21 protein-coding genes are annotated in these 22,946 nt (G+C 70.3%); 6 read left to right on the top strand and 15 right to left on the bottom strand.

Features of this window, described 5'->3' with window-relative positions; translation table 11 throughout:
- Window positions 1–215: 215 nt before the first annotated feature.
- From RZ84_RS27200 to RZ84_RS27190, 3 genes are read right to left on the bottom strand one after another with little or no spacing between them, the layout of a single operon-like run.
- Window positions 216–1,079 carry an ABC transporter permease gene (locus tag RZ84_RS27200; protein WP_043266620.1) on the bottom strand — a complete coding sequence of 288 codons (864 nt, stop codon included), beginning with the start codon at window positions 1,077–1,079 and terminating at the stop codon, window positions 216–218.
- Window positions 1,039–2,151: an ATP-binding cassette domain-containing protein gene (locus tag RZ84_RS27195; protein WP_043266617.1), complete on the bottom strand. Its 1,113-nt coding sequence runs from the start codon at window positions 2,149–2,151 to the stop codon at window positions 1,039–1,041. The genes RZ84_RS27200 and RZ84_RS27195 overlap by 41 nt, the downstream gene beginning before the upstream one ends.
- Window positions 2,148–2,603 carry a MarR family winged helix-turn-helix transcriptional regulator gene (locus tag RZ84_RS27190; RefSeq protein ID WP_043266614.1) on the bottom strand — a complete coding sequence of 152 codons (456 nt, stop codon included), beginning with the start codon at window positions 2,601–2,603 and terminating at the stop codon, window positions 2,148–2,150. Before RZ84_RS27190 ends, RZ84_RS27195 begins: the two co-directional genes overlap by 4 nt.
- A 285-nt stretch (window positions 2,604–2,888) precedes the next feature.
- On the opposite strand from RZ84_RS27190, the gene RZ84_RS27185 reads away from it, so the two are divergent.
- A complete protein-coding gene (locus RZ84_RS27185) occupies window positions 2,889–3,425 on the top strand; it encodes a hypothetical protein (protein ID WP_043266612.1) in 537 nt (178 codons plus the stop codon).
- A gap of 227 nt (window positions 3,426–3,652) precedes the next feature.
- Here the strand turns inward: RZ84_RS27185 and RZ84_RS27180 are convergent, their stop codons facing one another.
- On the bottom strand, window positions 3,653–4,252 hold the full coding sequence (locus RZ84_RS27180; protein ID WP_043266610.1) for a CGNR zinc finger domain-containing protein: 600 nt from the start codon (window positions 4,250–4,252) through the stop codon (window positions 3,653–3,655).
- Between the two features lie 902 nt (window positions 4,253–5,154).
- Between RZ84_RS27180 and RZ84_RS27175 the strand changes: the two genes are divergently transcribed.
- On the top strand, window positions 5,155–6,366 hold the full coding sequence (locus RZ84_RS27175) for a cytochrome P450 (protein WP_043266608.1): 1,212 nt from the start codon (window positions 5,155–5,157) through the stop codon (window positions 6,364–6,366).
- 294 nt (window positions 6,367–6,660) lie between these two features.
- Complete coding sequence (locus RZ84_RS27170) at window positions 6,661–7,713, top strand: type III polyketide synthase (protein ID WP_043266606.1); 1,053 nt, start codon at window positions 6,661–6,663, stop codon at window positions 7,711–7,713.
- A gap of 489 nt (window positions 7,714–8,202) precedes the next feature.
- Here RZ84_RS27170 and RZ84_RS27165 read toward each other — a convergent pair whose 3' ends face one another.
- The 4 genes from RZ84_RS27165 to RZ84_RS35205 are packed head-to-tail and all read right to left on the bottom strand — an operon-like array spanning window position 8,203 to window position 12,006.
- The gene (locus RZ84_RS27165) at window positions 8,203–8,961 is read right to left on the bottom strand and encodes an amidohydrolase family protein (protein ID WP_043266604.1); all 759 of its coding nucleotides are present in this window, start codon (window positions 8,959–8,961) and stop codon (window positions 8,203–8,205) included.
- Window positions 8,958–10,103 (bottom strand): AbrB family transcriptional regulator, encoded by a 1,146-nt coding sequence (locus RZ84_RS27160; protein WP_052230172.1) that lies wholly within the window; start codon window positions 10,101–10,103, stop codon window positions 8,958–8,960. Before RZ84_RS27160 ends, RZ84_RS27165 begins: the two co-directional genes overlap by 4 nt.
- Window positions 10,100–11,179, bottom strand: coding sequence for a 2-methylaconitate cis-trans isomerase PrpF family protein (locus RZ84_RS27155; RefSeq protein ID WP_043266602.1), 1,080 nt, complete (start codon window positions 11,177–11,179; stop codon window positions 10,100–10,102). Before RZ84_RS27155 ends, RZ84_RS27160 begins: the two co-directional genes overlap by 4 nt.
- A complete protein-coding gene (locus RZ84_RS35205) occupies window positions 11,176–12,006 on the bottom strand; it encodes a sterol desaturase family protein (protein ID WP_052230171.1) in 831 nt (276 codons plus the stop codon). Before RZ84_RS35205 ends, RZ84_RS27155 begins: the two co-directional genes overlap by 4 nt.
- A gap of 242 nt (window positions 12,007–12,248) precedes the next feature.
- Here RZ84_RS35205 and RZ84_RS27145 point away from each other — a divergent pair, with 242 nt between their 5' ends.
- Genes RZ84_RS27145 through RZ84_RS27135 form a run of 3 tightly spaced genes read left to right on the top strand, consistent with a single transcriptional unit; the run spans window position 12,249 to window position 14,408 of the window.
- Window positions 12,249–12,689, top strand: coding sequence for a helix-turn-helix domain-containing protein (locus RZ84_RS27145; protein ID WP_043266600.1), 441 nt, complete (start codon window positions 12,249–12,251; stop codon window positions 12,687–12,689).
- Window positions 12,686–13,216 carry an ImmA/IrrE family metallo-endopeptidase gene (locus RZ84_RS27140; protein ID WP_043266598.1) on the top strand — a complete coding sequence of 177 codons (531 nt, stop codon included), beginning with the start codon at window positions 12,686–12,688 and terminating at the stop codon, window positions 13,214–13,216. Before RZ84_RS27145 ends, RZ84_RS27140 begins: the two co-directional genes overlap by 4 nt.
- 10 nt (window positions 13,217–13,226) lie before the next feature.
- Window positions 13,227–14,408 (top strand): MAB_1171c family putative transporter, encoded by a 1,182-nt coding sequence (locus RZ84_RS27135; protein WP_043266596.1) that lies wholly within the window; start codon window positions 13,227–13,229, stop codon window positions 14,406–14,408.
- Window positions 14,409–14,414: 6 nt separating this feature from the next.
- Here the strand turns inward: RZ84_RS27135 and RZ84_RS27130 are convergent, their stop codons facing one another.
- The 7 genes from RZ84_RS27130 to RZ84_RS27100 form a co-directional block, all read right to left on the bottom strand.
- The gene (locus tag RZ84_RS27130; protein ID WP_043266594.1) at window positions 14,415–14,828 is read right to left on the bottom strand and encodes a carboxymuconolactone decarboxylase family protein; all 414 of its coding nucleotides are present in this window, start codon (window positions 14,826–14,828) and stop codon (window positions 14,415–14,417) included.
- On the bottom strand, window positions 14,825–15,694 hold the full coding sequence (locus RZ84_RS27125; protein WP_043266592.1) for an alpha/beta fold hydrolase: 870 nt from the start codon (window positions 15,692–15,694) through the stop codon (window positions 14,825–14,827). The genes RZ84_RS27130 and RZ84_RS27125 overlap by 4 nt, the downstream gene beginning before the upstream one ends.
- 2 nt (window positions 15,695–15,696) lie before the next feature.
- Entirely contained in the window at window positions 15,697–16,104 is a 408-nt protein-coding gene (locus RZ84_RS27120; protein ID WP_043266590.1) for a hypothetical protein, read from the bottom strand.
- Window positions 16,105–16,163: 59 nt separating this feature from the next.
- Window positions 16,164–16,841: a GntR family transcriptional regulator gene (locus tag RZ84_RS27115; protein WP_043266588.1), complete on the bottom strand. Its 678-nt coding sequence runs from the start codon at window positions 16,839–16,841 to the stop codon at window positions 16,164–16,166.
- A 677-nt stretch (window positions 16,842–17,518) separates the two neighbouring features.
- Entirely contained in the window at window positions 17,519–18,847 is a 1,329-nt protein-coding gene (locus tag RZ84_RS27110; RefSeq protein WP_043266585.1) for a class I SAM-dependent RNA methyltransferase, read from the bottom strand.
- Window positions 18,848–18,999: 152 nt separating this feature from the next.
- On the bottom strand, window positions 19,000–21,075 hold the full coding sequence (locus RZ84_RS27105; RefSeq protein WP_043266583.1) for an APC family permease: 2,076 nt from the start codon (window positions 21,073–21,075) through the stop codon (window positions 19,000–19,002).
- A gap of 215 nt (window positions 21,076–21,290) precedes the next feature.
- The coding region (locus tag RZ84_RS27100) for an NAD-binding protein (RefSeq protein ID WP_241777869.1) at window positions 21,291–22,946 on the bottom strand (1,656 nt) is incomplete at its 5' end.

Genomic DNA, 22,946 nt, shown 5'->3' with positions numbered 1-22,946 from the left:
CAGGCGCCGCCCGCCAACCCTCGGCACTGAACGGTCGCCGCAGGACGTTTCCACAGGCCGGACAGACTGTCAGTGGCACGCCGTACGGTGGTGACATGACTACTGAGCGTTGTGCAGTCCCGGGGTGTTTCCGCAGACTGCGGGTGCGGGCGGGGCCCGGCCCGCCGTGCGGCGTCCTGCCGCCGAACGGCCGGGCGCCGGAGGGCGAGAGGGCCTCAGCGAGCCAGACGGCCGAGGAGCGAGGAAGCCGCGGCGATGCCAAGGACCGCGGCGCCGGTGAGGACGGTGAAATCCAGGCCCAGATGGGAGGGGGTGCCCAAGAGCAGTCCGCGGAGGGCGTCGACCTGATAGCTGAGGGGGTTGACCTTGCTCACCGCCTGGAGCCAGCCCGGCATGACCGCCACCGGATAGAGGGCGTTGGAGGCGAAGAAGAGCGGCATGGTGATGGCCTGGCCGATACCCATCAGGCGGTCGCGGGTCAGCACGATTCCGGCGATCGTCATCGACAGACAGGAGAAGAACGCCGAGCCGAGGACCACGGCGACGACCACTCCCAGCAGGCGCAACGGGTTCCACGTCATGGCCACCCCGAGCAGGGCGGCGATGACGATCATCACGACCGCCTGGAGCAGCGCTTTCACCCCGGCGGCGAACGCCTTGCCCGCGATCAGGGCGGACCGCGGAGTCGGTGTGACCAGCAGCTTGGTGAGGATGCCGGCGTCCCGCTCCCAGATGATCATGATGCCGTAGAAGATCGCGATGAACATGGCCGACTGGGCGATGATCCCGGGCGCCAAATAGTCGATGTACGGGGTGCCGCCGGTGGGGATGGCCTTGATACGGGTGAAGGTCTCACCGAATACCAGGAGCCAGAGGGCGGGTTGGACGGCTCGGGTGTACAGCTCCGTCCGGTCGTGACGCAGCTTCTGCAGCTCGACCATGCACATCGCGACGACCCGGGCGGGCAGTACCCGCCAGCCGGTACGGGCGCGTGGTGGGACCAGCAGCAGGTCCAAGTGGCCGGTGGCAGTGGAGGGTTCAGCCGACGCGAGATGCGGTGCGGCGGGTGCTTCGGACATCGCGGAAGTCTCCTGACTGCTCGTCGAGGCCGCTGCCGGCGACGTCCCGGAAGACGTCCTCCAGCGTCGGCTCCGCGTCGGACGAGGGAGGCGATGAAGGAGAGGAAGGAGAGGGGGAGAGAGAAGGGGAAGGGGAGGAAGAGGTGGAGAAGCGTGAAGGAGGGGGTGCGGTGTGCGAGGGCAGCGGTGTTGAGGGGAGGGGCGAGGATGAGGGCGAGGTGAGGGCCGCGTCGGGGGCGGTGGCGGCGCGGGCCCGGCGGGTCCGTAGCGCGGAGCGGAGTTCTTCGGGCGTACCGAGGGCGCGGATGCGTCCGCGGTGCATCAGGGCGACCCGGTCGCAGTACTGCTCGGCCTCGTCCATGTAGTGCGTGGTGACCAGAACGGTCATGCCGGTGGCGGCGCGGACCGCGTTGATGTGCTCCCAGACCGTGGTCCGGGCGATCGGGTCGAGGCCGATCGTGGGTTCGTCGAGGATCAGCAGACGGGGCGCGCTGACCAGTGCCTGGGCGAGCTCCAGACGGCGGATCATGCCGCCGGAGTACGTCTTGGCGAGCCGGTGGGCGGCCTCGGTGAGGTTCATGGCCGCCAGCGCCTGGTCGACACGGGCGGCGCGCTCCCGGCGGGAGACGTCGAAGACCCGGGCGAACAGCTCGACGTTCTCCCGGCCGGTCAGCCCGGCGTCGGCGGACAGCTGCTGCGGAACGTAGCCCAGGAGGCGCCGGACTTCCATGCGCTCTCTGGCCGCATCGTGCCCGAACACCCGGACCGTGTCTGCCGGGACGGGGAGGAGTGTGGTGATGCAGCGGATGGCGGTGGTCTTGCCGGCGCCGTTGGGGCCGAGCAGCCCGAAGACCTCGCCGGGCCGGACGGAGAGGTCCACTCCGTCGACGGCTTTGGTCTCGCCGAAGGCGTAGTACAGGGCGCGGCAGGTGACCGCGTCGGGGGATGCCGCCGGGGCGGATGCGTCGGCGGACGACCGGCCGGCCGGCTCGTCCGGGCGCTCGGGGGCCGTGACAGGGGCCTGGGCGGGGGCGGTCCTGGGGACTATTCGGCCGGGGTCTTCGCTGGTCATGGTCCCTCCGTCTCCTCGTGCAGGTTGTGGGCGAGCCGGCGCAAGGCCGGAAGGGCGGCGGCCAGTGCCGCCTGGTCGACCTCGGGCAGCCGGGCGACCTGTTCGCGTACGAGGGCGCTGCGGCGGGTCTCCCAGTCGTGCAGCCGCGACCGGGCCTCCGGGGTCGGGTACAGCAGGGCCGAGCGCCGGTCGTCGGGATCGGTCTCCCGGCGCAGGTAGCCGGCCCGGCTGAGCTGGTTGACCAGGGTGGAGACCGAGTTGCCCGCGAGATAGAGCTCCTTCGCGGCGGCGGAGACCCGGATACCGGGCCGGGAGGCGACCAGCCGCAGGAGTTCGACCTGCGCGCCGCGCAGTCTGGGGGCGGTCAGGCCGTGGCGCAGCCGCCGGCGAATCAGCCGCTGGATTCCGGCCAGTACGTCGGCCAGCGAGTCGGGGAGGTCCCCTGTGGCCACCCTGCAATTTTAGCTCTGAGTGAGAGATAGGGACCAGAGGAGGAGCGGGACTGGCGGGGATACGGGGCGAGAGGTCGGCCGGCGTCCGGGCGGAGTGTGTGCGGGAGGGGCGGCGGGGGTGGCGGCCACGGCAGCCACATGCCTGTCGGGCGGCGGTGACAGCTCGGCGAGCCGGGTGGCGCGAGCAGGACGGATGTGAGCGGGGCGGATGCGGTGGCGACCGCGCGGGGCTCGGCGAAAGTGCCCCTACAGGCGGCTGACGGGGAGTCGGTATTGTGACGCCACGTGGGTGACAGCACGGTGTGGACGCTGGCGATCGCGGCGGTGACCGGCGGTACTGCGGTACTGGCGAGTTGGGTGACGAGCCGGGGCAGTGCGCGGGCCGCCAGGATCCAGGCGGAGACCGCCGCGCGATCGCAGCGTGCGGAGCGGCTGCGCGAGAGCCGGCGTACCGCGTATCTGGATCTCATCGAACAGACCCATCGGATGGGCGAGTTGTACTGGGACATCTCCGCGAAGCTTCGGCTTCCCGCCTCGGACGATCGTGACGGCGAGCTCGGCAAGTTGCACGACCAAGAGGTCGCCGAGTATGCGAAGATCCGGCGCTGCGCGCGGGTGGTGGAACTGGAGGGTCCGCCTTCGGCCGCGGCTGCGGCACTCGCCCTCCAGAAGGCGACCGGTCCCTTCTACGAGGCGCTCGAGTCCGCCCTTACCGATGGCACCGACTGCCGCGAGGAGTTCGATGCCGCCTACACCCCGTTCTGGGCTGCTCTGGAGCGGTTCGTGGACGCGGCCCGGGACGCGCACCAGACGGCGGGCTGAGGGCTGGTGGAGCGGCCGGCCATGGCCGTGGACGGGAGCGGGAACGACGGGCGCTTTCCCGGGACGTAGCCGGGCAAACAGTGCTTGCGGTAGGTCTTCCCCGGGCCGTTCAGCTTCTCCGGCCCTCCGGGGCCACCGGTCGCGGCTGCCGGTGGGGCCGTCGGTCGCGCCCCGGGTGGGGGCTTTCGGACCTGCCGGATCCAAGGCTGACGTGTCAGGTCGGTGGTTCAGCCGCCCTGTGCGCGCCGGCGCGCGCGGTAGGCACGCAGGTTGGCGGCGTTGCCGCAGCTCCTGACGTCGTGCCACACCCCGCTGTTGTTCCGCGAACGGTCGTAGAACGCCACCCGGCAACGGAGGTTGCGGCAGGTCTTGAGGCGGCGCCGGGTGTCGGCCTGCTGCCCCTCGAAGGTGGCGGCGAGCGCCAGCGAGGCCAGCCGGCGCCACCCGGTGCCCCGCGGCTCCAGCCGGACCAGCCCGTCGTCGCCCAGTCGGAGCGCGGCGGTCGCGGAGTGCAGTACGGGCGCGAGCACCCCCGCCCCGGATGCCGCGTCCTGCGCCTTGGCCGTGGCCTCCTGGAGGCCGTCGCGGAAGGCCCGCAGCTCCGCCAGCCCGTCGGCGTCCAGCGCAACCCGGGGCACCTGCTGTCCGGTGACCGCCGTCCACTGCGCCGTCGCCTCATCGATCCATGCCTGGGCCTGGGTGACCCCGGCGAGCAGATCCGGAAGCCGCGGGGCGCCCGCGTCAACGGTGTTGAGCAGATCCTGTACAAGACCGAGGCCGCCAGGAGCGGGGTCCAGACCGTACCGGGCGGTCGCTGACCAGGCCATCGTGGATCACACCTCCTGTGGGAACCGGCGTACGACTGGGGTACGCCCGTCGGGGGGCGGCTCATCTTCGCACAGCCGCCATTGCCAACGGCCAGGGAAGTGGCCGGGCCCAGTCGGACCGGCCGGCCGCGGGTGGGACGGCCGGAACATGACCGGGAATCCCGGCCATACGGCAACGCGGACCGCGGCCACGTTCTCGGCGGCGAAGGCGGACGGGCGAGGTGGGGACGCCCCGGTGCGCCGGTCGGTGCCGGAGCACAGAAAGTTGTCGCTCAGTACCCGGGGGCGCCGTGCGCTGGGTGCCGTCCCAGAAGCCGCCCGGCTCGCGGGCCCTCGGTCACCGCCATCGCGCGCTCCCCCTCCGCTGGAACCAGCAGACCAACGGTCAATCGACCGACCGATCCGCCGATCCGCCGATCCGCCGGTGATCCAACAACCAATCGACATAGCCGTAGCGACCTTGGATATGTCTCTACGGCCAAACCAGCACGATCGCGCCACCACCACCCGGCAGCAGCCGGAGGAGTCCGCCACACGACCGTGCGGGCCGCCCCCTCGCCACCCCCAGCCCACCGGATCGCCTCGCTCCGCGACCCCGCCCCGCAGCGCCTCTCACCCATCACCCAATCGGTCTAATAATTCGGCCGGGTGCGCCGTTCCGTAATACACAGGGGAATTGTGGGCGCTGCGCACCGGACCCCGTAGCCTCGAATTCGGCAGCGAAGGCGGCACCGCTTCTCCGCGGCTACGCTATCCGGGATGAAATAGGGCCCTCGCGGCCGAAAAGCGCGCATGCAACACACGGAGCGCATGTGCCGATTGCCGAGGGCAGGTACGTCCTCGACGGTGCACCCGCCGCTATCGAGAAACCCAACCCTCACATCTCACCCCGGGAGTTCAGAATGGCATCAGAATCCGGCTCCACCGTCTGGAACTGCCCATTCGACTACGCCGAGGCCCTTGAGTTCGATCCGACGCTCAAGCGCCTGCTGACCGAGGAACCGGTCGCCCGCATTCGGCTGCCGTACGGCGAGGGCGAAGCATGGCTCGTCACGCGGTACGAGGACGTGCGCACGGTGACGACGGACCGGCGATTCAGCCGTCACGCCATTATCGGCCGGGACTTCCCCCGCATGACGCCGGAACCGATCGTCCAGGACGAGGCCATCAACGTGATGGACCCACCGGCCAGCAGCCGGTTGCGGAGTCTGGTTTCCAAGGCGTTCGCCCCGCGTCAGGTGGAGCGTATGCGGGTGGGGACCCAGCGCGTCGTGGACGAATTGCTGGACCGCATGGTCGAGAAGGGTTCTCCGGGTGACCTGATGGAGGATCTGGCGTCGCCGCTGCCGCTGACGACGATCTGCGAGGTGCTCGACATCCCCGACGGCGACAGCGCGCAACTGCGTGCCCACGCCCGGACGATGATGAACGTCAGCCTCGACAACAAGGACAACGCCATCCACGCCAAGGCCGAAATGCGCAAGTATTTCGAGGTGTTGACGGCACAGCGGCGGCGGGAGCCGGGAGACGACCTGATCAGCGCGCTGGCCACGGCTCGTCACGAGGGCGAGGTCCTCGACGAGAAGGAACTGACCGTGATGGCCATGGTGCTGCTCATCACCGGTCAGGACACCACCACGTACGAAATCGGCAACCTTGCGTACACGCTGCTCACCCGCCCCCGGGAACTCGCCATGCTGCGCGAGCGGCCGGAGGCACTTCCGCAGGCGATCGAGGAAATGCTGCGGTTCATCCCGTTCCGCAAAGGAGTTGGTATTCCTCGCGTCGCCCTGGAGGACGTGGAACTGAGCGGGGTCAAGATCCGGGCCGGGGACATCGTGCACGTTTCGTATCTGACGGCGAACCGGGACAGTCGTAAATTCGACCGGGCCGACGAGCTGGATATGGAACGGGAAGGCTCGGCCCACATGACCTTCGGCTGGGGTGCGCATCACTGCCTGGGCGCCCCGCTGGCGCTGACGGAACTCCAGGCCGCGCTCGGCACCCTCCTGAAGCGTTTCCCGGAGCTGAGACTGGCCAAGCCGCCGGAGGAAGTGCGCTGGAACAAGACGTCGATCTGGCGCTATCCGCTGGCGCTGCCGGTCATGTGGTGAGGAAGGCGGCCACGGCGCCGGCGTCAACAGCAGCATGCGGAACCTACTCCCCTGGCGTACGGTTGCTCGTAAACATGACCCACCTGTAGGGGAGAGTTCTTTCTTCGACGGATGGCCCGCTCGTGTCCCACCCAGGGTCTTGGACGTCAGGCCGCCGGAGCGACTGTGGTGTTATGCACCGCGAAATGCGCGCACTTCACCACCGTGAGTTCCGTCGGCCGACGAAGGGAAACGGTGACGCGAATTCAGCGCAGTAACTGCACTGGCGGACCACATCTGCAAGGAGTGCATCCCATGGCGGTTCTGTGTAAACCGGCGATCGCGGTCCCTGAGTACATCATCACCAGGGAAGACACCCTCGAACTGGCACGTCAGCTGCACAGCGATCACTCGCAGCTCAATCTGGTGCTCCGGCTGATCGAGCACACCGGCGTGGTCAGACGGCATTTGATCCAGCCGATCGACAAAGTGCTGGAGCACCCGGGATTCGACGCCCGTAGTGCCATCTACGAAGAGGAGTCCAAGGCCCGTGTCCCCGACGTGGCGCGGCGGGCGCTCGAACACGCGGAGCTGGAACCACAGGACATCGACCTCATCATCTATGTGTCGTGCACCGGGTTCATGATGCCGGCACTGACCGCGTGGCTCATCAACACGATGGGATTCCGGTCGGATACCCGGCAGATTCCGATCGCCCAACTCGGTTGCGCCGCAGGGGGTGCCGCGATCAACCGGGCACATGACTTCTGCCGGGCGTATCCGGACTCCAATGTGCTGCTCATCGCGTGTGAGTTCTGCTCACTGTGCTACCAGCCCACGGATGTGGGTGTCGGATCGCTGCTGTCCAACGGCCTCTTCGGCGATGCGGTCGCGGCGGCCGTGATGCGGGGCAGCGGCGGTACCGGCGTCCGCCTGGAACGCAACAGTTCGTATCTCATTCCGGACACCGCGGACTGGATTTCCTACGCGGTACGCTCCACCGGATTCCATTTCCGGCTGGACAAGCGCGTCCCGGGAACGATGGAACCGCTCGCGCCCGCCCTGCGCGAACTCGCGGAACAGCACCAATGGGACGCGGGCAACCTGGACTTCTACATCGTCCACGCGGGCGGCCCGCGCATTCTCGACGACCTCAGCCACTTCCTCGGCGTGCCTCCCGAGGCGTTCCGTTTCAGCCGGGCGACGCTCACCGAGTACGGCAACATCGCCAGCGCGGTGGTACTCGACGCCCTTGCGCGGATGTTTGACGAGGCGTCGGCCATCGACGGCCAGCGCGGCCTGATGGCGGGCTTCGGCCCCGGCATCACCGCCGAAATGTCCCTGGGCACCTGGACGTCGGCGGCGTGACCGGAGAGGGGTGACCGCCGGTCAGGGATCACCGAGGCGGCGACCCGCAGCCGGATCACGCCGTTGAGGCGTCGGCCTCCGGCGTTGACCTTGGTGCCGTTGTCCGCCACGGAGATCTCGCAACTGAGCCCGCAGGACGGGACGCTGCTGGTCATCCTGGCGGTATGCGTCGATCACACCCTACAAGACCTCAAGGGCGAAAAGCTCACCACCTCTGAACAACCGCCTTTTGAAGGGCGGTGTCACCCGGTCTGCCGCCGCCCGTGCAACCAGGCGACACCGCCCCGCAAACGGCAGCCATGCGCCGGCCTCAAGACAGGTCGCAGCCGACCGACAGCCCCCTCAACTCCTCAACCCCGCAACCCCTCCCCCCCCGCTGCCCTCCCCGGCCGCGGAACGGCGGCCCGAAGCCTGCACAGCGCCGTGGTGATGGCGCATGGGGACCCGGCGGCCGTTCCCAGCCGCCGGGTCCCGTTCACCAGCCGCGGATCAATTCGTCCCGATCCGGTAGTGCCCGGCGGCATTGCCGTAGAGGACGGCGTCGACGTGCTCGGGGCCCACCAGGTCGGCGAGGCGGTGCAGGTCGGCGTCTTCGAAGGGGCGGCGGGCCCTGGTGGAGGGGAGGTCGGAGCCGAACATCAGGGCCGCCGGGTTGGCCTTGACGATGGCGCGGACCGTGTCGTCGACGTCGAGGTCCACGCGGCCGAACCCGGTGGCCTTGACCCTCGTGCCGGTCTCCACCAGGCGCAGCAGGTGCGGCAGCCCTTCGGTGGTCAGGCCGAGGTGGTCGATGCTCACCGAGGGCAGTGCGCTCAGCGTCGCGTGCAGGTCGGGCAGGTCGGCGGCGTCGATGTACAGCTCGGTGTGCCAGCCGGCCACCTCGTGCACCCTGCGGGCGAGGGTGTCCAGTTGGTCGAGGGTCTCGGAGCCGCCGCGGCGGACGTTGAACCGCACAGCGCGTACGCCTTCGGCGTCCAGCCGGACGATCTCCTCGTCAGTGACTGTGGCGGGCAGTTGCGTCACGCCGACGAAGCCCGGCCCCAACTGCCGCAGTGCGTCGGTCAGATAGCTCTGGTCGAACGCCTGGAAGGATCCGGAGACCACCGCTCCACCGGTCACGTTGAGGGCGGAGGCCCGCTCCTGGAAGTGGGTGACGGTGAACTCGGGCGGCAGGTAGCCGTTGTTCTCCACCAGCGGGAAGCGCTGGTCGATGATGTGGAAGTGGGCGTCGAAGACACGTGCACTCATGAACTGGTCGTTCCTTTCACAGGGGTTGACCGGGACCCGTCCGGGACGGGGACCGGTTTTCCGCCGGGGCGGCCCCCGCCCCGGCGGCGTTCTTGGGCCCGGCGGATCACCTCGGGCAGTGCGACGGCGGCCAACAGCATCACCACCATGCGCAGCACCTGCAAAGTGGCCACCACCGGCCCCGAGCCGATGTCGTGCGAGATGGCGAGCACTCCGTAGATCCCGCCCGGTGAGGTGGCCAGGTAGGCGTCGGTGAGCGGGATGCCGCACCAGGCGGAGGTGCCCGCGGCCACCGCGAAGCAGCCGCCGATGGTCACCGCGATGAACAACAGGGTGCGCGGCAGCAGCCGTACGAACAGCGCCATCGCCGCCCGCGAGAAGGAGCCGCCGGCCTGCCAGCCCACCAGGACGTACGCCGCCTCCTTGACGACCTCCGGCACCTGGGGCACCGCCCCGCCGGGCGCCGCCAAGCCGAGCACGAGCGCGACCAGGAGCGGGGCGAGCAGGTAGGGCGCGGGCACCCTCAGCCGCTCGCCGACCGGTCCGGCGCAGACGATCACCACGGCGAGCGCGATCACTCCGCTCACCGTCCAGGGTGCGTCGCCCGTCGGCCCGCCCGCGTGGCCAACGCCCCCGGTGGCGCCGAGCAGCGGGATGACCACCGGGAGCGTCGCCGTCACCACCAGGAGCCGCAGGTACTGGGAGAGCGACACATAGCGCTGGTCCGCACCGAGTTGGTCGGCGATGGTGGAGACCGTGCTCGCGCCTCCGGCGATCATCGCCAGGATCCCGGTGTTGGGTGTCACCTCGCCACCCGAGGCGCGCGTCAGCCACAGGCCGCAGCCGATGCTGATGCCGAGGGTGATCAGGATCGACACGACCGCCAGGCCGAGGTACCCGATGACGTCGGTGCCGCGCAGCTGGGTGAGTGGCAGTGCGGTCAGCACGCCGATCACCCCCTGGGCCAGGCGGACCAGTTGCCTGCGTGGGACGAGCTGGCCGCCGGTGCCGAAGGCGAGCACCGCCGCCGCCAGCATGGCCCCGATCAGCCAGCCGCCGGCCAGCCCGATGCGTTGCAGTGCGTACCCGAACACGGCCGTCAGCGCGACGCATCCGGTCCACCGCCAGCCGGCCGTGGTCATGACGCCACCGCGAGCGGGGCCGGCGCCAACTCGGCGAAGGCCATGCCGTCGAAGAGCTTGCGCGCGGTGCGCACCACGCTGGCCCCGACCGGCCTGCCGCCGTCGACCGCGATGCCGATCCGGATCACCCCGCTGGGGTGCTCCAGCGTGTAGTCGCCGGACTCCGGGACGTGCGGCGCGACGTCGCGCGCCACCGTGCCGGGCATGGCGAGCGCCGAGCCCAGGCAGACCGCCCCGGAGACGGCGTGCGCGGGGTGGCAGCTGGTCGGTACGAAGTACCGGGACCGGATGGTGGCGTCTTCCGAGGGCGAGAGCAGCATCACCTTGGGCACTACCCGGCCGGCGACGTCCCCCATTCCCATCAGTTTTCCGGCCTGGCGGCGCAGGAACTCGATCCGTTCCAACAGGGCCCGGTCCGCGTCGAGCTCCGTCGGGCTCTCGGCACCGGTGACGCCGAGGTCGGCGGCGCGCATCAGGACGGCGGCCACGCCGGCGTCCACGCAGGAGACCTCGACGCCGTCGATGACGTCCCTCGGGTTGCCGGTGGGGAAGAGCGACCCGGTGGTGCCGCCGGTGAACTCGGTGAACGTCACGCCGACCGGCGCCGCGCCGCCGGGCACCCCGTCGACCGCCGTCTCGCCGTCGTAGCGCACGGCACCGCCGGGCGTCTGGACGGTGAGGAGGACGTCGGCCCCGGTGTTGACCAGGTGGACCCGCACCTCGGTGACGTCGCCGGCGACCGGGACCATCCCGCGCTCGATGGCGAACGCGCCGACGCCGGTCAGCAGGTTGCCGCAGGTGGGGGTCCAGTCGACGGTGTCGGTGGCGATGTCCACCTGGGCGAACAGGTAGTCCACGTCGATGCCGGGCCTGGTGGACGGCTCGATGATGGCCACCTTGCTGGTGGTTGTCTGCGCCCCACCGATCCCGTCGATCTGCCGGGGGTCGGGCGAGCCGAGCAGGGCCGGAAGTAAGACCTCCGGCGGGACTCCGGTGTCGTCGACGGCCTCCCGGGTCAGGTAGAGCCCCTTGGAGGTGCCGCCGCGCATCAGCATGGCCGGAACGGAGAGCATCATGCCGTCTTCTCCTCCGGCCGGACGGCCGCCTGGCCGACCGTTTCGTAGGTGGTGTTCGGGGTCGGCGGGGTGGCCGTCTCCTTGAGTTGCCTGGGGAGGAAGGGTTGGAGTATCAGGCGGTGGAGCGACAGGTCGTGCGAGTAGTCCAGGCCGATGCGCCACTGGGGCGTCCGTCGGGCCGTGTTGTAGCTGCCGAACATCCGGTCCCACCAGGGGAAGATGAAGCCGAAGTTGGTGTCGGTGTTGACGATGTCGTCGTTGTGGTGCGGCACGTGGAGGGCCGGGGTGAAGACGACGGTGCGCAGCACCCGTTCCACCTTCCACGGAATGGCGACATTGCAGTGGTGGAAGATCGCCATGATGAACGCGAGCGTGGCGAAGGCGGTGAAGTAGGACGACGGAGCGCCCAGCGCCACGGCGATGACGATCAGCACGATCTGGTGCATGACTTCTTCGACGGTGTGTACCCGGGCGCCCGTGGTGGCGTCGAAGTCCTCGTCCAGGTGGTGGATTTGATGGAACCGCCACAGGAAGAGGTTGCGGTGACTGAACCGGTGGAACCAGTACCCGGCGAAGTCGAGCACCACCACCGTCAGCACGATGCCTGGCAGTACCGGCAGCCCGGCGATCCAGTGGGTGCCGATCCGCGGCTGGCACAGGTGCGTGACGGTGACTGTCGCTATCGGGATGACCAGGTGGTTGATGACGGTGAAGGCGAGGTTGCGCACCTTTCGGACGTGGCCGCGCACCAGTCGGTCCCACTGGGTCGCGATGATCTCGATCGATGCGATCAGCGCGAGCCAGGCGACCTGGATCACGATGGACATGCGTTTCCCCCTCAATGCCACGGCCCGCCCTGTCGGCATCGGTCGTATGCGAACGGGGCAGGCCGTTGGTGGGCAGACTGCCTGTCGCGCCATTGCAACCAGCAGTTGATCCCACTCGACCAGCAGTTGATGAGGTCGACACTTCCGCCCCTCGGCTCGCCTTGTCAACTGTAAGACGAGTCACAGCGATTGCTTTCAACCACCGGTCGATCTGGCGGGTTTGACGATGGTTCACTGGATCCGTGACAGATCTGAGCGCGCAACCCAGCTTGGCCGAACGGATCGACGCCCTGTTCAGATCCGGCCGTCCCGACGGTAGACCGTGGACCAACGACGAGGTGGCCGCCCAGATCAAGACCCACCATCCCAAGGTCAAGGTGAGCGGCGCGTATCTGTCCGCGCTGCGCACCGGCAAGCGCAGCCGACCGTCGATCGAACTCCTCACCGGGCTCGCCGAGTTCTTCGGGGTCCCGGTCTCGCGGCTCACCGACACCCAGGCGCCAACCACCCTTGAGCACGAGATCGCCGCGCTTCCACAACTCAACCAGGCCGGCATGCGCTCCATCATGCTGCGTGCGGTAGGCGTCAACGACGACGGGCTCAAGGCCGTCGCCGCGGTCCTGGACCACGTACGGCAGTTGCAGGGGCTCCCGCCCGTCTCCGGCGATCAGGAAGCCGAATGAAGCTCAGCGCCGGGCTGCGCGCCAGACGCTCAGGTCGTGAACGCCTGCGCCGAGTGCACGAGCGGTGCTCGCAGCGGCTCCGTGAACTCGGCTTGGACCAGGCCCGCGACATCGACGAAATCCTGTTGGCCGCCCAGGAGTTAAGCGGCCGGGTGATCGAACTGGTGCCGTTCGAGCTGAACAGCACCACGGTGCATGGCATGTTGGTCTCCACCGACGAGGTCGACTACGTCGTCTTCCGGCCCGGCACCCCCCGACTCCACCGCGAGCACGTGATACTGCACGAGCTGAGCCACGTCATCTGCGACCACAAGGGCCACGCCGCGGACGCGGGTCACGGGCCGATCCGGACTCTGGGCCGGACCAGCTACGAAGACCGCCAGGAAGCCGAGGCCGAGATGATGGCCTCCCTGCTCGGCGAACGCACCAGCCGCAGCGGCCGGCTTCCCGGCCCCACCACGGACCGGCTGCTCGAACGGGTGCTGCAATCGCTCGCACCCGACGACCGCGAGCTGGGCGACCGGTAGGGGGCGCGCGATGTCCGCCCTTTCCGCTCGCCATGACCTGCACTGCGTCAATCTCCTCTACTCCTCCGTCGCGGCCCTGTGTTGGCTGTGCACGCTCGACCGCGCCCGCCGGATCCTCGCCGGCCACACCTCTCCGGCCTCGATCACACTGCTGTGTTCCTTCGTCTTCAAGGGCACGGCCTTCACCCTCAACGTCCCGGCCGTCTACGTGGCCTTCGACCACGCCGTCGGGCTCCCCGACCTCGCCCGGCTGATCATCGACATCAGCAACGGGGTGGCGTGGACCGCCTCGGTGCTGATCCTGCTCAACCTCTGGTGTGCCGAACCCGGCGAGGGGCGCGCCCACGTCCGCAGGTGGACCCTGATCGCGCTGGGCGCGGCCACCGTGATGGCGGCGCTGTGGCTACTGACGCCCGGCCTGCCGGAGAACCCGGTGCCCACCTACACGGTCTTCGACGGGTTCGTCGGGCACGCCGTCTACATGCTCTACTTCCTCTTCACGCTGGGCTTCGGCCTGATCCGGGTGGCCGTGTGCAGCCTGGGCTACGCGCGGTTGGCCGGCCCGCCCTGGATCCGCTGCGGACTGGTGCTCACCGCCTGCGGGGCGTTGGTGCATCTGTCCGTGTGCGTGCTGCGCGCGCTGTCCATCTTCGGCGCCTCGCTCGGGAACCTGACCACGGCGTGGCAGATCTTCAGCCCGGAGATGCTGAGTCTGGGCACGTCCATGATGCTGCTCGGCCTGACCATCCCGATCTGGGGTCCGCCCCTCTCCCGGCGCCTCAACCGGCTACGCGCCTACCACCATTACCGTCGGCTCGGCCGCCTGTGGGGCGACCTCTACAGCCGCAATCCGGCCATCGCCCTCTCCCCGCCCGGTCAGGCGGTGGGGACCGCGGAGTACAAGCTCTACCGGCGACTCGTCGAGATCCAGGACGGCCTCGTCGCGCTCCAGGCGGATCTGCGGCCGGACGGTTCCGTACAGTCCGCCCGCGTCCTGCTGCAGGCGCTGCGGGCGCGCCCCACCGTGCCGCCCGCACCCGCCGCAGAGCCGGCGCCCTCGGTCGGCTCAGGCCCCGACGCCGACCACGCCGCCGAGCGCTCCGCGCTGCTCCGGCTCTCCCGGAACTACGCGAGGCTCGCCCGGCGGCAGCAGTTCCTCGACCGCCTGTTGCGGGGCGGCGCGGCAACGTGACCGCGGCTATCCCGCGTCGTGTGCGGCGACGGTCGGCTCGATGCCGTCCGCGCCGACCACCTCGCGCCACGCCTCGAAACCCTCCTGGAAGGCGACGATCCCGGCCTCCGGCAGGGCGATCTCGATCGCTTCCAGGATCTCCTGGGGGGAGACCCCGACGTCGAGGGCCACGCGGATGTGGCTTTGGATGTGGCCGCGGCCGGCCCGCAGCACGGTGAGGCTGACGATGAAGATCAGCTCCTTGGTCCTGCGGTCCAGGGTGCGCTGCTCCAGGTAGGCCGCGGAGACCAGGCCGTTGGCGGCCCTGAGCACCTCGAAGTCCTGCTTGGCCATCACCTTGTGGTAGGGCAGGACGTAGCCGCGGGTGCGGGCCATCTCGTCGATGTACTCCTGCTTGTGTTGCTCGGCGGCGTCGGTCATGGGGTCGGTTCCTCTCCTGGCGTGCGTCGCCCGGCCAACTCGGTGAGCGCGGGGATCAGATGGGTGCGGAAGAGCGGGTAGTTCTCCGTCATCGGGAAGTGGCCGAGGCTCGGCATGCGCCCGCCGGTCGCGCCCGGCATCGCGCGCACCGTCGCCTCGGTCCCCTCGGGGGTGCAGGCGTGGTCGTACTCCCCGGTGAGCAGGTGCACCGGGCACACCTCGGTGTCGATCTCCAACTCGCGCCCGCGCAGGTCGAGATCCTCGCTGAAGAAGTAGGTGTCGCCGCGGTAGACGCCCGGGCCGCCCTGGCTGTACCCCCACCAGACCTCGCGCCGGGCGCTCTCCGGGCTCTGCGGGGCCATCAATCCATAGGTCCAGGAAGCCACCGACTGCTGGGCGTTGAGGTCCGGCCGCAGCGACCAGTCCTCGAACCTGCCCCGGTACGTGGTCGCCCCGGACACCCCGATCACACCGCCGAGGCGCGGACCGTGCCGGCGGGCCAGTTCGAGCACCAGGACCCCCGCCATCGAGCAGCCCAGCAGGATCGGCCGGTCCAACTCCAGCGCGGCCAGGAAGGCGAGCACGGTCTCCACGTAGCGCTCGGTGGTGAGCAGGTACTCCTGGTGCCACCAGCCGTCCGGCGGCAGCGAACGGCCGTGCCACGGCAGGTCGAAGGCGATCACCCGGAAGCGTCGGGTCACTTCGGGGTCGGCCAACAGGTGGCGGTACTGCCGGGCGTCCGATCCGGCGGTGTGCAGGCACAGCAGCGGCATGCCGGCGCCCGCCTCCTCGAAGAAGAGCCGGTGGTCGCGCCCGCCGATGTCCAGGTGCACATACCGGCCGACGCTCTCCTCGAAAACGGCCACGCTCACACCCCCCGCCCGACCTGACGAGCGCACTCGAAAACCAGTTGGGGCGAGCGGAGATGACGTACCATCACCTCACGTCCCGATCGAACTTCGAAGTCCTCCTGCCTGCGGTCCAGCGCAGGCAGGTCGTTGTGGAACGGCGGCGGCACGGGCGCCAGAAAGGCCGCCCAGGCACGCTGCGATCCGTACAGCTCCAGTCTCTCCGGCCAGTCAGGGCCGGGGAGTTCGGCGTCCTCGACGATCCGTGCCCTTTCCAGGCGTAAGGCCCTGGTGCCGGCGGGACTGCCCAGTACCAGGCCGAGATGGCACCAGCGGCCGATGTGTGCGAGTTCCGTGCTCTCCCGGAGTGCCTGCCGCCAGCGCCGGCGCCAGCGGGGGTCCAGGAAGTCGACTCCGTTTTCAGGCATCGATAACCCCGACAGGTAGATGTTGGGGGATGCGGTGATGGGGGTGCGGGGTGGGGGCGTCATGTGGCACGGCGGCGCGCCATTTCGGCGAGGGCGACCTGGGCCGCGGCCCGGACGTGTTGTTCGCAGGCGGCGCGCGCCGCTTCGGGATCGCGCTCGCGCGCGGCCGCCTCGGTGATCCGCGCCAACTCGGCGACGGACTCCCCGGCCCGCCCCGGCGCGCCGAGGGAGAAGCCGCGCAGCTGCTGGACGCGAGCCTGCACGGTACGCAACATCACCGGCACGACACTGTTGCGGGTACCGGCGAGCAGGGCCGCGTAGTACGCATCCTTGGCCCGCAGCCGCTCTCGCGCGTCATCACCGGCCAGGGCCTCGCGCACGAGATCCAGGGCGGATTCGAGCCCGGCGCACTGCTCGTCGGTGGCATGCTCCGCGAACAGCGCCCCGGCAAGCCCCTCCAACGCGCCGCGCACCTCGAACAGGGAGCGGGCCTGCTCCGCGCTGAGCACGGCGACTCGCGGCCCGCGGTTGGGCACCATGGCGACCAGGCCCTCGGACTCCAACTGCCGCAACGCCTCGCGGATCACGGTCCGGCTGACCTCGAACCGCGCACACAGCCGGTTCTCCACCAACCGCTCCCCCGGCGCGAACTCGCCCGCCACGATGGCTTCCCGCAGCAGATCGACGACCTGCTCCCGCAGAGGTGCGGCAAACCTGCGTACCCGCGCGTCGTCCAACTCCCCGCCCTTTACGACTGTTCGCGCGACCGGGCACCGATCAACTCCGGTCCACTGTAGGCGAATACCGTATTACGGTATTCGCCTACAGGCAACGCGCGAACCCGACACCCATCGACCCGCACCAGGCCCCGCAAGACACCGCGGCAAGCGGACGCACGACCACGTCGAACGCGAGCACAACCGCCTCACCGACCGCGCCACAGACAGCCAACTGCACTACGAGCCAAGGATGCTGACACCCCTACCGCGCCCCGTACGACGGTAGGCAACCGCCTGACGGGCCCTCCGCCGACACCGGCCCAGGGCTACCGCGCGGCACGCACCACGCCCCGCCCCCACCGCCGAACACGGCAGAAGACCACGACAGGCCCCCTTGGCCCCCAGGCGCCAACCGGCTCTCCCCGCTTGACCAGTTGGACTCCGGGACGAGCGGCGGCGCGACGCCCGGCCCCGACTCAGGTCTGCGGCTGCCGAACACGCAGCGACCCGGACCGCAGGCCGTTTCCGTGCCTGTTCAGTCCGAGTCCGAGTCTGAACAGGCGATCCTGCACACAAGAGACCTTGACGCACCGTCAGGACGTGCGTCAAACGTGCGTCACGTGCGTCGAATATGCGTCAAGATATCGCCCGTAACGCACACAACGCCCATAACGCACACCACACGAAACCGCAGGTCAGCGGCCCTTTCCAGCGGGCTCAAGGATCGCGACGCACTCCACATGATGGGTCATCGGAAAGAGATCGAACGCCCGCATCCGCCGCGGTGAATAGCCCGCCTCGCGGAAGTAGTTGAGGTCGCGGGCGAGGGCGGCCGGGTCGCAGGCGACGTAGGCGATGCGGCGCGGGGTGAGCGAGGCGAGGTGGTGGACGGTCTTCTTGCCGGCGCCGGCGCGGGGCGGGTCGAGGACGACGAGGTCGACGTCCGTGATGCCGGTGCGGGGGAGGATCTGGTCGACCTTGCCGTGTTCGATGCGTACCCGGTCGAGGTCCTGGAGGTTGTGGCGGGCGTCCTCGACGGCGCGCTTGCCGGATTCGATGCCGAGGACCGCGCCCTTGTCGCCGACGCGTTCGGCGAGGGCGCCGGCGAAGAGGCCGACGCCGCAGTAGAGGTCGAGGGCCATATCGCCCTTCTTGGGCATCAGGCCCTGCATGACGGCCTCGACGAGGAGGTCGGCGGCCTTCGGGTGTACCTGCCAGAAGCCGCCGTTGCCGACGCGCCAGGTGCGGCCGGCGGCGCGTTCGCGGACGAAGGGGCGGCCGTGGACGCGGTGCACGCCGCCGTCCTTCTCGTTGATCCGGAGGACGGAGACCGGCTTGTCGAGTTCGACGATGGGAAGGCGCCCACCGGGGCGGGGGGTGAGGATGACCTGGCGGTCGTGGGAGCCGGTGGCGGCGATCGCCTCGACGGTGGCGATCTGCGGCCAGGTGCGCTGCTCGATGCCGAGTTCGGTGACACCGGGGGCGGCGATCATGCAGTGGGTGACCGGCTCGATGTCGTGCGAGCGGTGCTTGCGGAGTCCGGGGCGGCCTTCGGCGTCGACTGCGTACTGGACGCGGGTGCGCCAGGCCGGGACCTCGCCCTTGGCCACCTTGTCCCCGGGGGCGGGCTCGACGGTGCCGTCCCAGCCGCTCTCCTCGGGTGTGAGTCCGGCCAGCCGCGCCAGCTGCTCGGCGATGACCGATGCCTTCAGGCGGCGCTGGGCTCCGGGCGCGGCGTGCTGCCAGTCGCAGCCGCCGCACCGGCCGGGGCCGGAGAACGGGCAGGGCGCCTCGACGCGGTCCTTGGAGGGGGTGAGGATCTCGACGGCGTCGGTGCGCAGGAAGCGGGCGCCCTCCTCGCCGTCGGTGACGCGGGCGATGACGCGCTCACCGGGCAGTGCGTGCCGCACGAAGAGGACCTGGCCGGCTTCCGTGCGGGCGATGCAGTGGCCGCCGTGGGCGACCGGGCCGACCTCGACCTCGTACTCCTCGCCGACCAGCGACTTCTTGGGTTCCGGCTGCATGGCGGACGAGCTCCTGGGGTGGGTCGAGAAGGCGGTACGGCCGGCCTCCGGGCGGAGGCCAGCCGTCAATTCTACGTCCCCTCGCGGGGTGCCCGGCTCCGGTGAAGGGGCCGGGGCGCGCGGCACCGGCGGGCGGTGCCACGGCCCGGGCGCTACTTCCTGGCGGCGGCCTGTTCCTTCTTCTCCTTCTCCTTCTTCTCCTTCTTCGGCTGGACGACCGGGCCGCGGCGCACCGCACCCGGGGCGTTCCATTCCGCGCGCTTGCGGGCGCGCTTCTTGGCGGCCTCGGAGGAGTCCAGCTGCCAGGGCACGGAGGTGACCATGACGCCGGGGGTGAAGAGGAGGCGTCCCTTGAGGCGCAGCGCGGACTGGTTGTGGAGCAGGTGCTCGTACCAGTGGCCGACGACGTACTCGGGGATGTAGACGGAGACGGCGTCGCGCGGGCTCTCGCGGCGCAGCGACTTGACGTGGTCGATGATCGGCCGGGTGATCTCGCGGTACGGGGAGGCGAGGACCTTGAGGGGGACCTCGATACCGCGCCGCTCCCACTCGGCGCGCAGCGCCCGGGTGTCGGCCTGGTCGACGTCGACGCTGACCGCTTCGAGGGTGTCGGAGCGCATCAGCTTGGCGTAGTTCAGGGCGCGCAGGGTGGGCTTGTGCACCTTGGAGACGAGGACGAGGGAGTGCACCCGGGAGGGGCGTACGACCTCGTCGTCCGGAGTGTCCTCGGCGGCGAGCTCGTCGGCGACCCGGTCGTAGTGGCGGCGGATGGCGGTCATGGTGACGAAGAAGATGACCATGCCGAGGAGGGCCACCCAGGCGCCGTGGGTGAACTTGGTGAGCAGGACGACGACCAGGACCAGGCCGGTGAAGAAGGCACCGAAGGCGTTGATGGCGCGGGAGCGGTGCATGCGGCGGCGCTTGGCCGGGTCCTTCTCGGTCAGCAGGTGGCGGTTCCAGTGCCGGACCATGCCGGTCTGGCTGAGGGTGAAGGAGACGAAGACGCCGACGATGTAGAGCTGGATGAGGCGGGTGGAGTCCGCGCCGTAGAGGTAGACGAGGACGGTGGCGGCGCCGGCGAGCAGGACGATGCCGTTGGAGAAGGCCAGCCGGTCGCCGCGGGTGTGCAGCTGGCGGGGCAGGTAGCGGTCCTGGGCGAGGATCGAGCCGAGCAGCGGAAAGCCGTTGTAGGCGGTGTTGGCGGCCAGGAAGAGGACCAGGGCGGTGGCCGCGGCGAGGACGACGAACAGGAAGCTGCCCTTGCCGAAGACCGCCTCGGCGACCTGCGAGATGACCGGGTTCTGGGTGTATCCGGAGCCGATCGGCCGGCCGTTGCTGAGCAGGTCGGTGGCGGGGTTCTCGGCCATCCTGACGTGGGTGGTCATGGCCAGCGCGATGATGCCGCAGAACATGGTGACGGCCAGCCCGCCCATGAGGGCGAGGGTGGTCGCGGCGTTCCTGGACTTCGGCTTGCGGAAGGCGGGCACGCCGTTGGAGATCGCCTCGACGCCGGTGAGCGCGGCGCAGCCGGAGGAGAAGGCGCGCAGCAGCAGCAAGATCAACGCGAAGCCGGCCAGGCCGCCCTGTTCGGGGTGGATGGTGAGGCCGGCGGTGGGGGCGCGCATGGTGTCGCCCAGGATCAGGCCGCGGATCGCGCCCCAGGCGATCATGATGAAGACGCCGGCGACGAAGACGTAGGTGGGGATGGCGAAGAGCTTGCCGGATTCCCTGACGCCGCGGAGGTTCATCAGCGTCAGCAGCACGATGATCACGATCGCGCTGAGGGTCTTGTGCTCGACGACGAAGGGGACGGCGGAGCCGAGGTTCTCCACGCCGGAGGCGATGGAGACCGCGACGGTCAGGACGTAGTCGACCAGGAGCGCACTGGCGACGGTCAGGCCGGCCTTGGGACCGAGGTTGGTGGTGGCGACCTCGTAGTCGCCGCCGCCGCTCGGGTAGGCGTGCACGTTCTGCCGGTATGACGCGACGACGGTGAACATCAGCACCACGACCGCGACGGCGATCCAGGGGCTGAAGCTGTACGCGGACACTCCGGCCACGGACAGGACGAGCAGCACCTCGCCCGGCGCGTAGGCCACGGAGGAGAGCGGGTCGGAGGCGAAGACGGGGAGTGCGATGCGCTTGGGGAGAAGGGTCTCCGCCAGCCGGTCGCTGCGCAGTGCGCGCCCGATCAAGATCCGTTTGGGCACGTCGGTCAGTTTGGACACCCGAGGAATGCTAAGGGTTCGTCAAGACTCTCGACCACCCACCACCGAAAGGGGTAATAGGGCAAGGGTGGGTTCCGCTGCACGGGCTTGCCGGGCCGCGCACTGGAAGCGCAGGATCTGCACGATACCCGCACATCACACGTACGGGGGCGCCGTTGTCGCGGGGTATCCGTCCCGGCCGGCCCGTGGCGCGGTTCACGGGCCGCGGGCCTGCCCTACTCCCCCGCGGCGCCGGCCGTCCGCGGGTGCCGGGACGGCAGCTCTCCCAGCCCCTCCCGGGTCGCGGCCAGCAGCACCCGGTCCTGCGGGCGCAGCACATAGCCGTCGCCCAGCTCGTGCGCCAGGAGCGCCGGCGCGCTCTCCGCACCCGGCTGGGGCGCACCGGCCGCCGCGTCCGCCTCCGGATCGTCGGGCGCGGAGGTGTCGACGGCCAGCACCCGCAGCCGTCCAGGACGCAGCACCTCGCCGAGCGTGCGGCCCTCCAGGGCGGCATGGCCGCGTACCTCGACCCGGGCGACCAGCAGCACCCGCCGCTCCACGGGGACGGCACCCAGGATCTGCCGGCCCATCATCGCCCCGGCGAAGGCGGGCGCCGCGAGGAACGTGACGCTGCGGCTGCGGGTCCGCGCCCCGGGGTGGGCGGCGCGCAGGGTGCGGTAGACGGCGTACGCGAACCCGTCGTCGAAGAGGCGCAGGGTCACCCGCAGCCGGGGGTTGACCGACCGGGCATAGAGGGCGGCCTCCAGGTTGGTGGTGTCCTCACTCGTCAGCGCCAGCAGGGTGCGGGCCCGGTCGGCCAACGCGGCTTCCAGGACGCCTTCTTGTGTGACGTCACCCAATACGGTGGGTATCCGCAACCGGCGTGCGAGGGCGATGCCGCGGGCCTCCGGGTCGGCCTCGATGCACACCACCGGGATGCCCATCTCGTGCAGCCGGGCCAGCACCCGGGTGCCGATCTTGCCGAGCCCCAGCAGCACCACGTGTCCGGACAGCCCGCGCGGCGGGCGGCGCAGCGCGGAGGCGCTGCGGAAGGTGCCCAGCCCCTCGAACGCCGCCGCGACCAGTACCGGGAGCAGCAGCAGGCCGACCAGCCCGGACAGCAGCTGGAGGATCTTGCGCGGCAGCGGCTGGTCGATCGCCGGGTCGTTGATGGCGAACAGGTCCAGCAGCGTCAGGTAGGCGGCGTGCAGCGGCGGTACGTGGGACGTCAGGGACGCGGCGACGGCCAGCGCCAGCACCGCGCCGACGATGCCGGCGAGCGACCAGCGCAGCCGCCGGGAGAACAGCGAGGCGAGCGGCGCGCCCCGGCCGCGCAGCCGGCGCGGGCGCAGCGTCCGGCCCCGGTAGGAGACGGTCTCCAGGACCACGGTGCCGCGGTCGCCCGCCGCCGCGGCGGTGGCGTCGTCCGGCAGCAGGTCGGGCCCCTCGTCCCCGTCCGCCGCCCCTTCGGCCGGGTCGCCGGCGGACGGGGGCAGGACGGCAAGGGTGCACAGGCCCGGCGCGGCGGCCCGGCCAGGCGGCGCCGGCGGGCGCTCCACGGCGCGCAGCAGCAGCCCGTCGGCCTCGATGACCTTGCTGGTCCCGGCGACCGCGGTGGCCACCAGCGCGGGCGCGACGGTGTCCGCGTCGGACAGCACGGTCGTGGACGCGTCGGCCCGGGGCGGCTCCTCGCCGTCCGCGCCGCGGCTGCCGGCGACCGCCGCCGCCTGGTCGAGCAACTCCTCCAGATGCTGGCCGAGTTTGCGGTTGTAGAGCCGGATGACCAGCCGCAGCCGGGGGTTGAGGCGGCGGGCGCGCAGCGCGGCATGGATGTTGAGCTCGTCGTCGTCATGGACCAGCGCCAGCGCGCCCGCCTCCCCGATACCCGCCTC

It is taken from the genome of Streptomyces sp. CT34, from assembly GCF_000805335.1.
Lineage (GTDB): Bacteria > Actinomycetota > Actinomycetes > Streptomycetales > Streptomycetaceae > Streptomyces.
Note: the sequence above shows the minus strand (reverse complement) of the source record. Positions and strands in the feature narration are given on the sequence as shown.

Bases quoted from the DNA above. Each gene is read 5' to 3' on its own strand.
- RZ84_RS27195 (WP_043266617.1), bottom strand. From the start codon at position 2,151: ATGACCAGCGAAGACCCCGGCCGAATAGTCCCCAGGACCGCCCCCGCC.
- RZ84_RS27200 (WP_043266620.1), bottom strand. From the start codon at position 1,079: ATGTCCGAAGCACCCGCCGCACCGCATCTCGCGTCGGCTGAACCCTCC.
- RZ84_RS27140 (WP_043266598.1), top strand. From the start codon at position 12,686: ATGAAGCTCAGCGCCGGGCTGCGCGCCAGACGCTCAGGTCGTGAACGC.
- RZ84_RS27175 (WP_043266608.1), top strand. From the start codon at position 5,155: ATGGCATCAGAATCCGGCTCCACCGTCTGGAACTGCCCATTCGACTAC.
- RZ84_RS27120 (WP_043266590.1), bottom strand. From the start codon at position 16,104: ATGCCTGAAAACGGAGTCGACTTCCTGGACCCCCGCTGGCGCCGGCGC.
- RZ84_RS35205 (WP_052230171.1), bottom strand. From the start codon at position 12,006: ATGTCCATCGTGATCCAGGTCGCCTGGCTCGCGCTGATCGCATCGATC.
- RZ84_RS27110 (WP_043266585.1), bottom strand. From the start codon at position 18,847: ATGCAGCCGGAACCCAAGAAGTCGCTGGTCGGCGAGGAGTACGAGGTC.
- RZ84_RS27155 (WP_043266602.1), bottom strand. From the start codon at position 11,179: ATGATGCTCTCCGTTCCGGCCATGCTGATGCGCGGCGGCACCTCCAAG.
- RZ84_RS27165 (WP_043266604.1), bottom strand. From the start codon at position 8,961: ATGAGTGCACGTGTCTTCGACGCCCACTTCCACATCATCGACCAGCGC.
- RZ84_RS27170 (WP_043266606.1), top strand. From the start codon at position 6,661: ATGGCGGTTCTGTGTAAACCGGCGATCGCGGTCCCTGAGTACATCATC.
- RZ84_RS27180 (WP_043266610.1), bottom strand. From the start codon at position 4,252: ATGGCCTGGTCAGCGACCGCCCGGTACGGTCTGGACCCCGCTCCTGGC.
- RZ84_RS27160 (WP_052230172.1), bottom strand. From the start codon at position 10,103: ATGACCACGGCCGGCTGGCGGTGGACCGGATGCGTCGCGCTGACGGCC.
- RZ84_RS27135 (WP_043266596.1), top strand. From the start codon at position 13,227: ATGTCCGCCCTTTCCGCTCGCCATGACCTGCACTGCGTCAATCTCCTC.
- RZ84_RS27130 (WP_043266594.1), bottom strand. From the start codon at position 14,828: ATGACCGACGCCGCCGAGCAACACAAGCAGGAGTACATCGACGAGATG.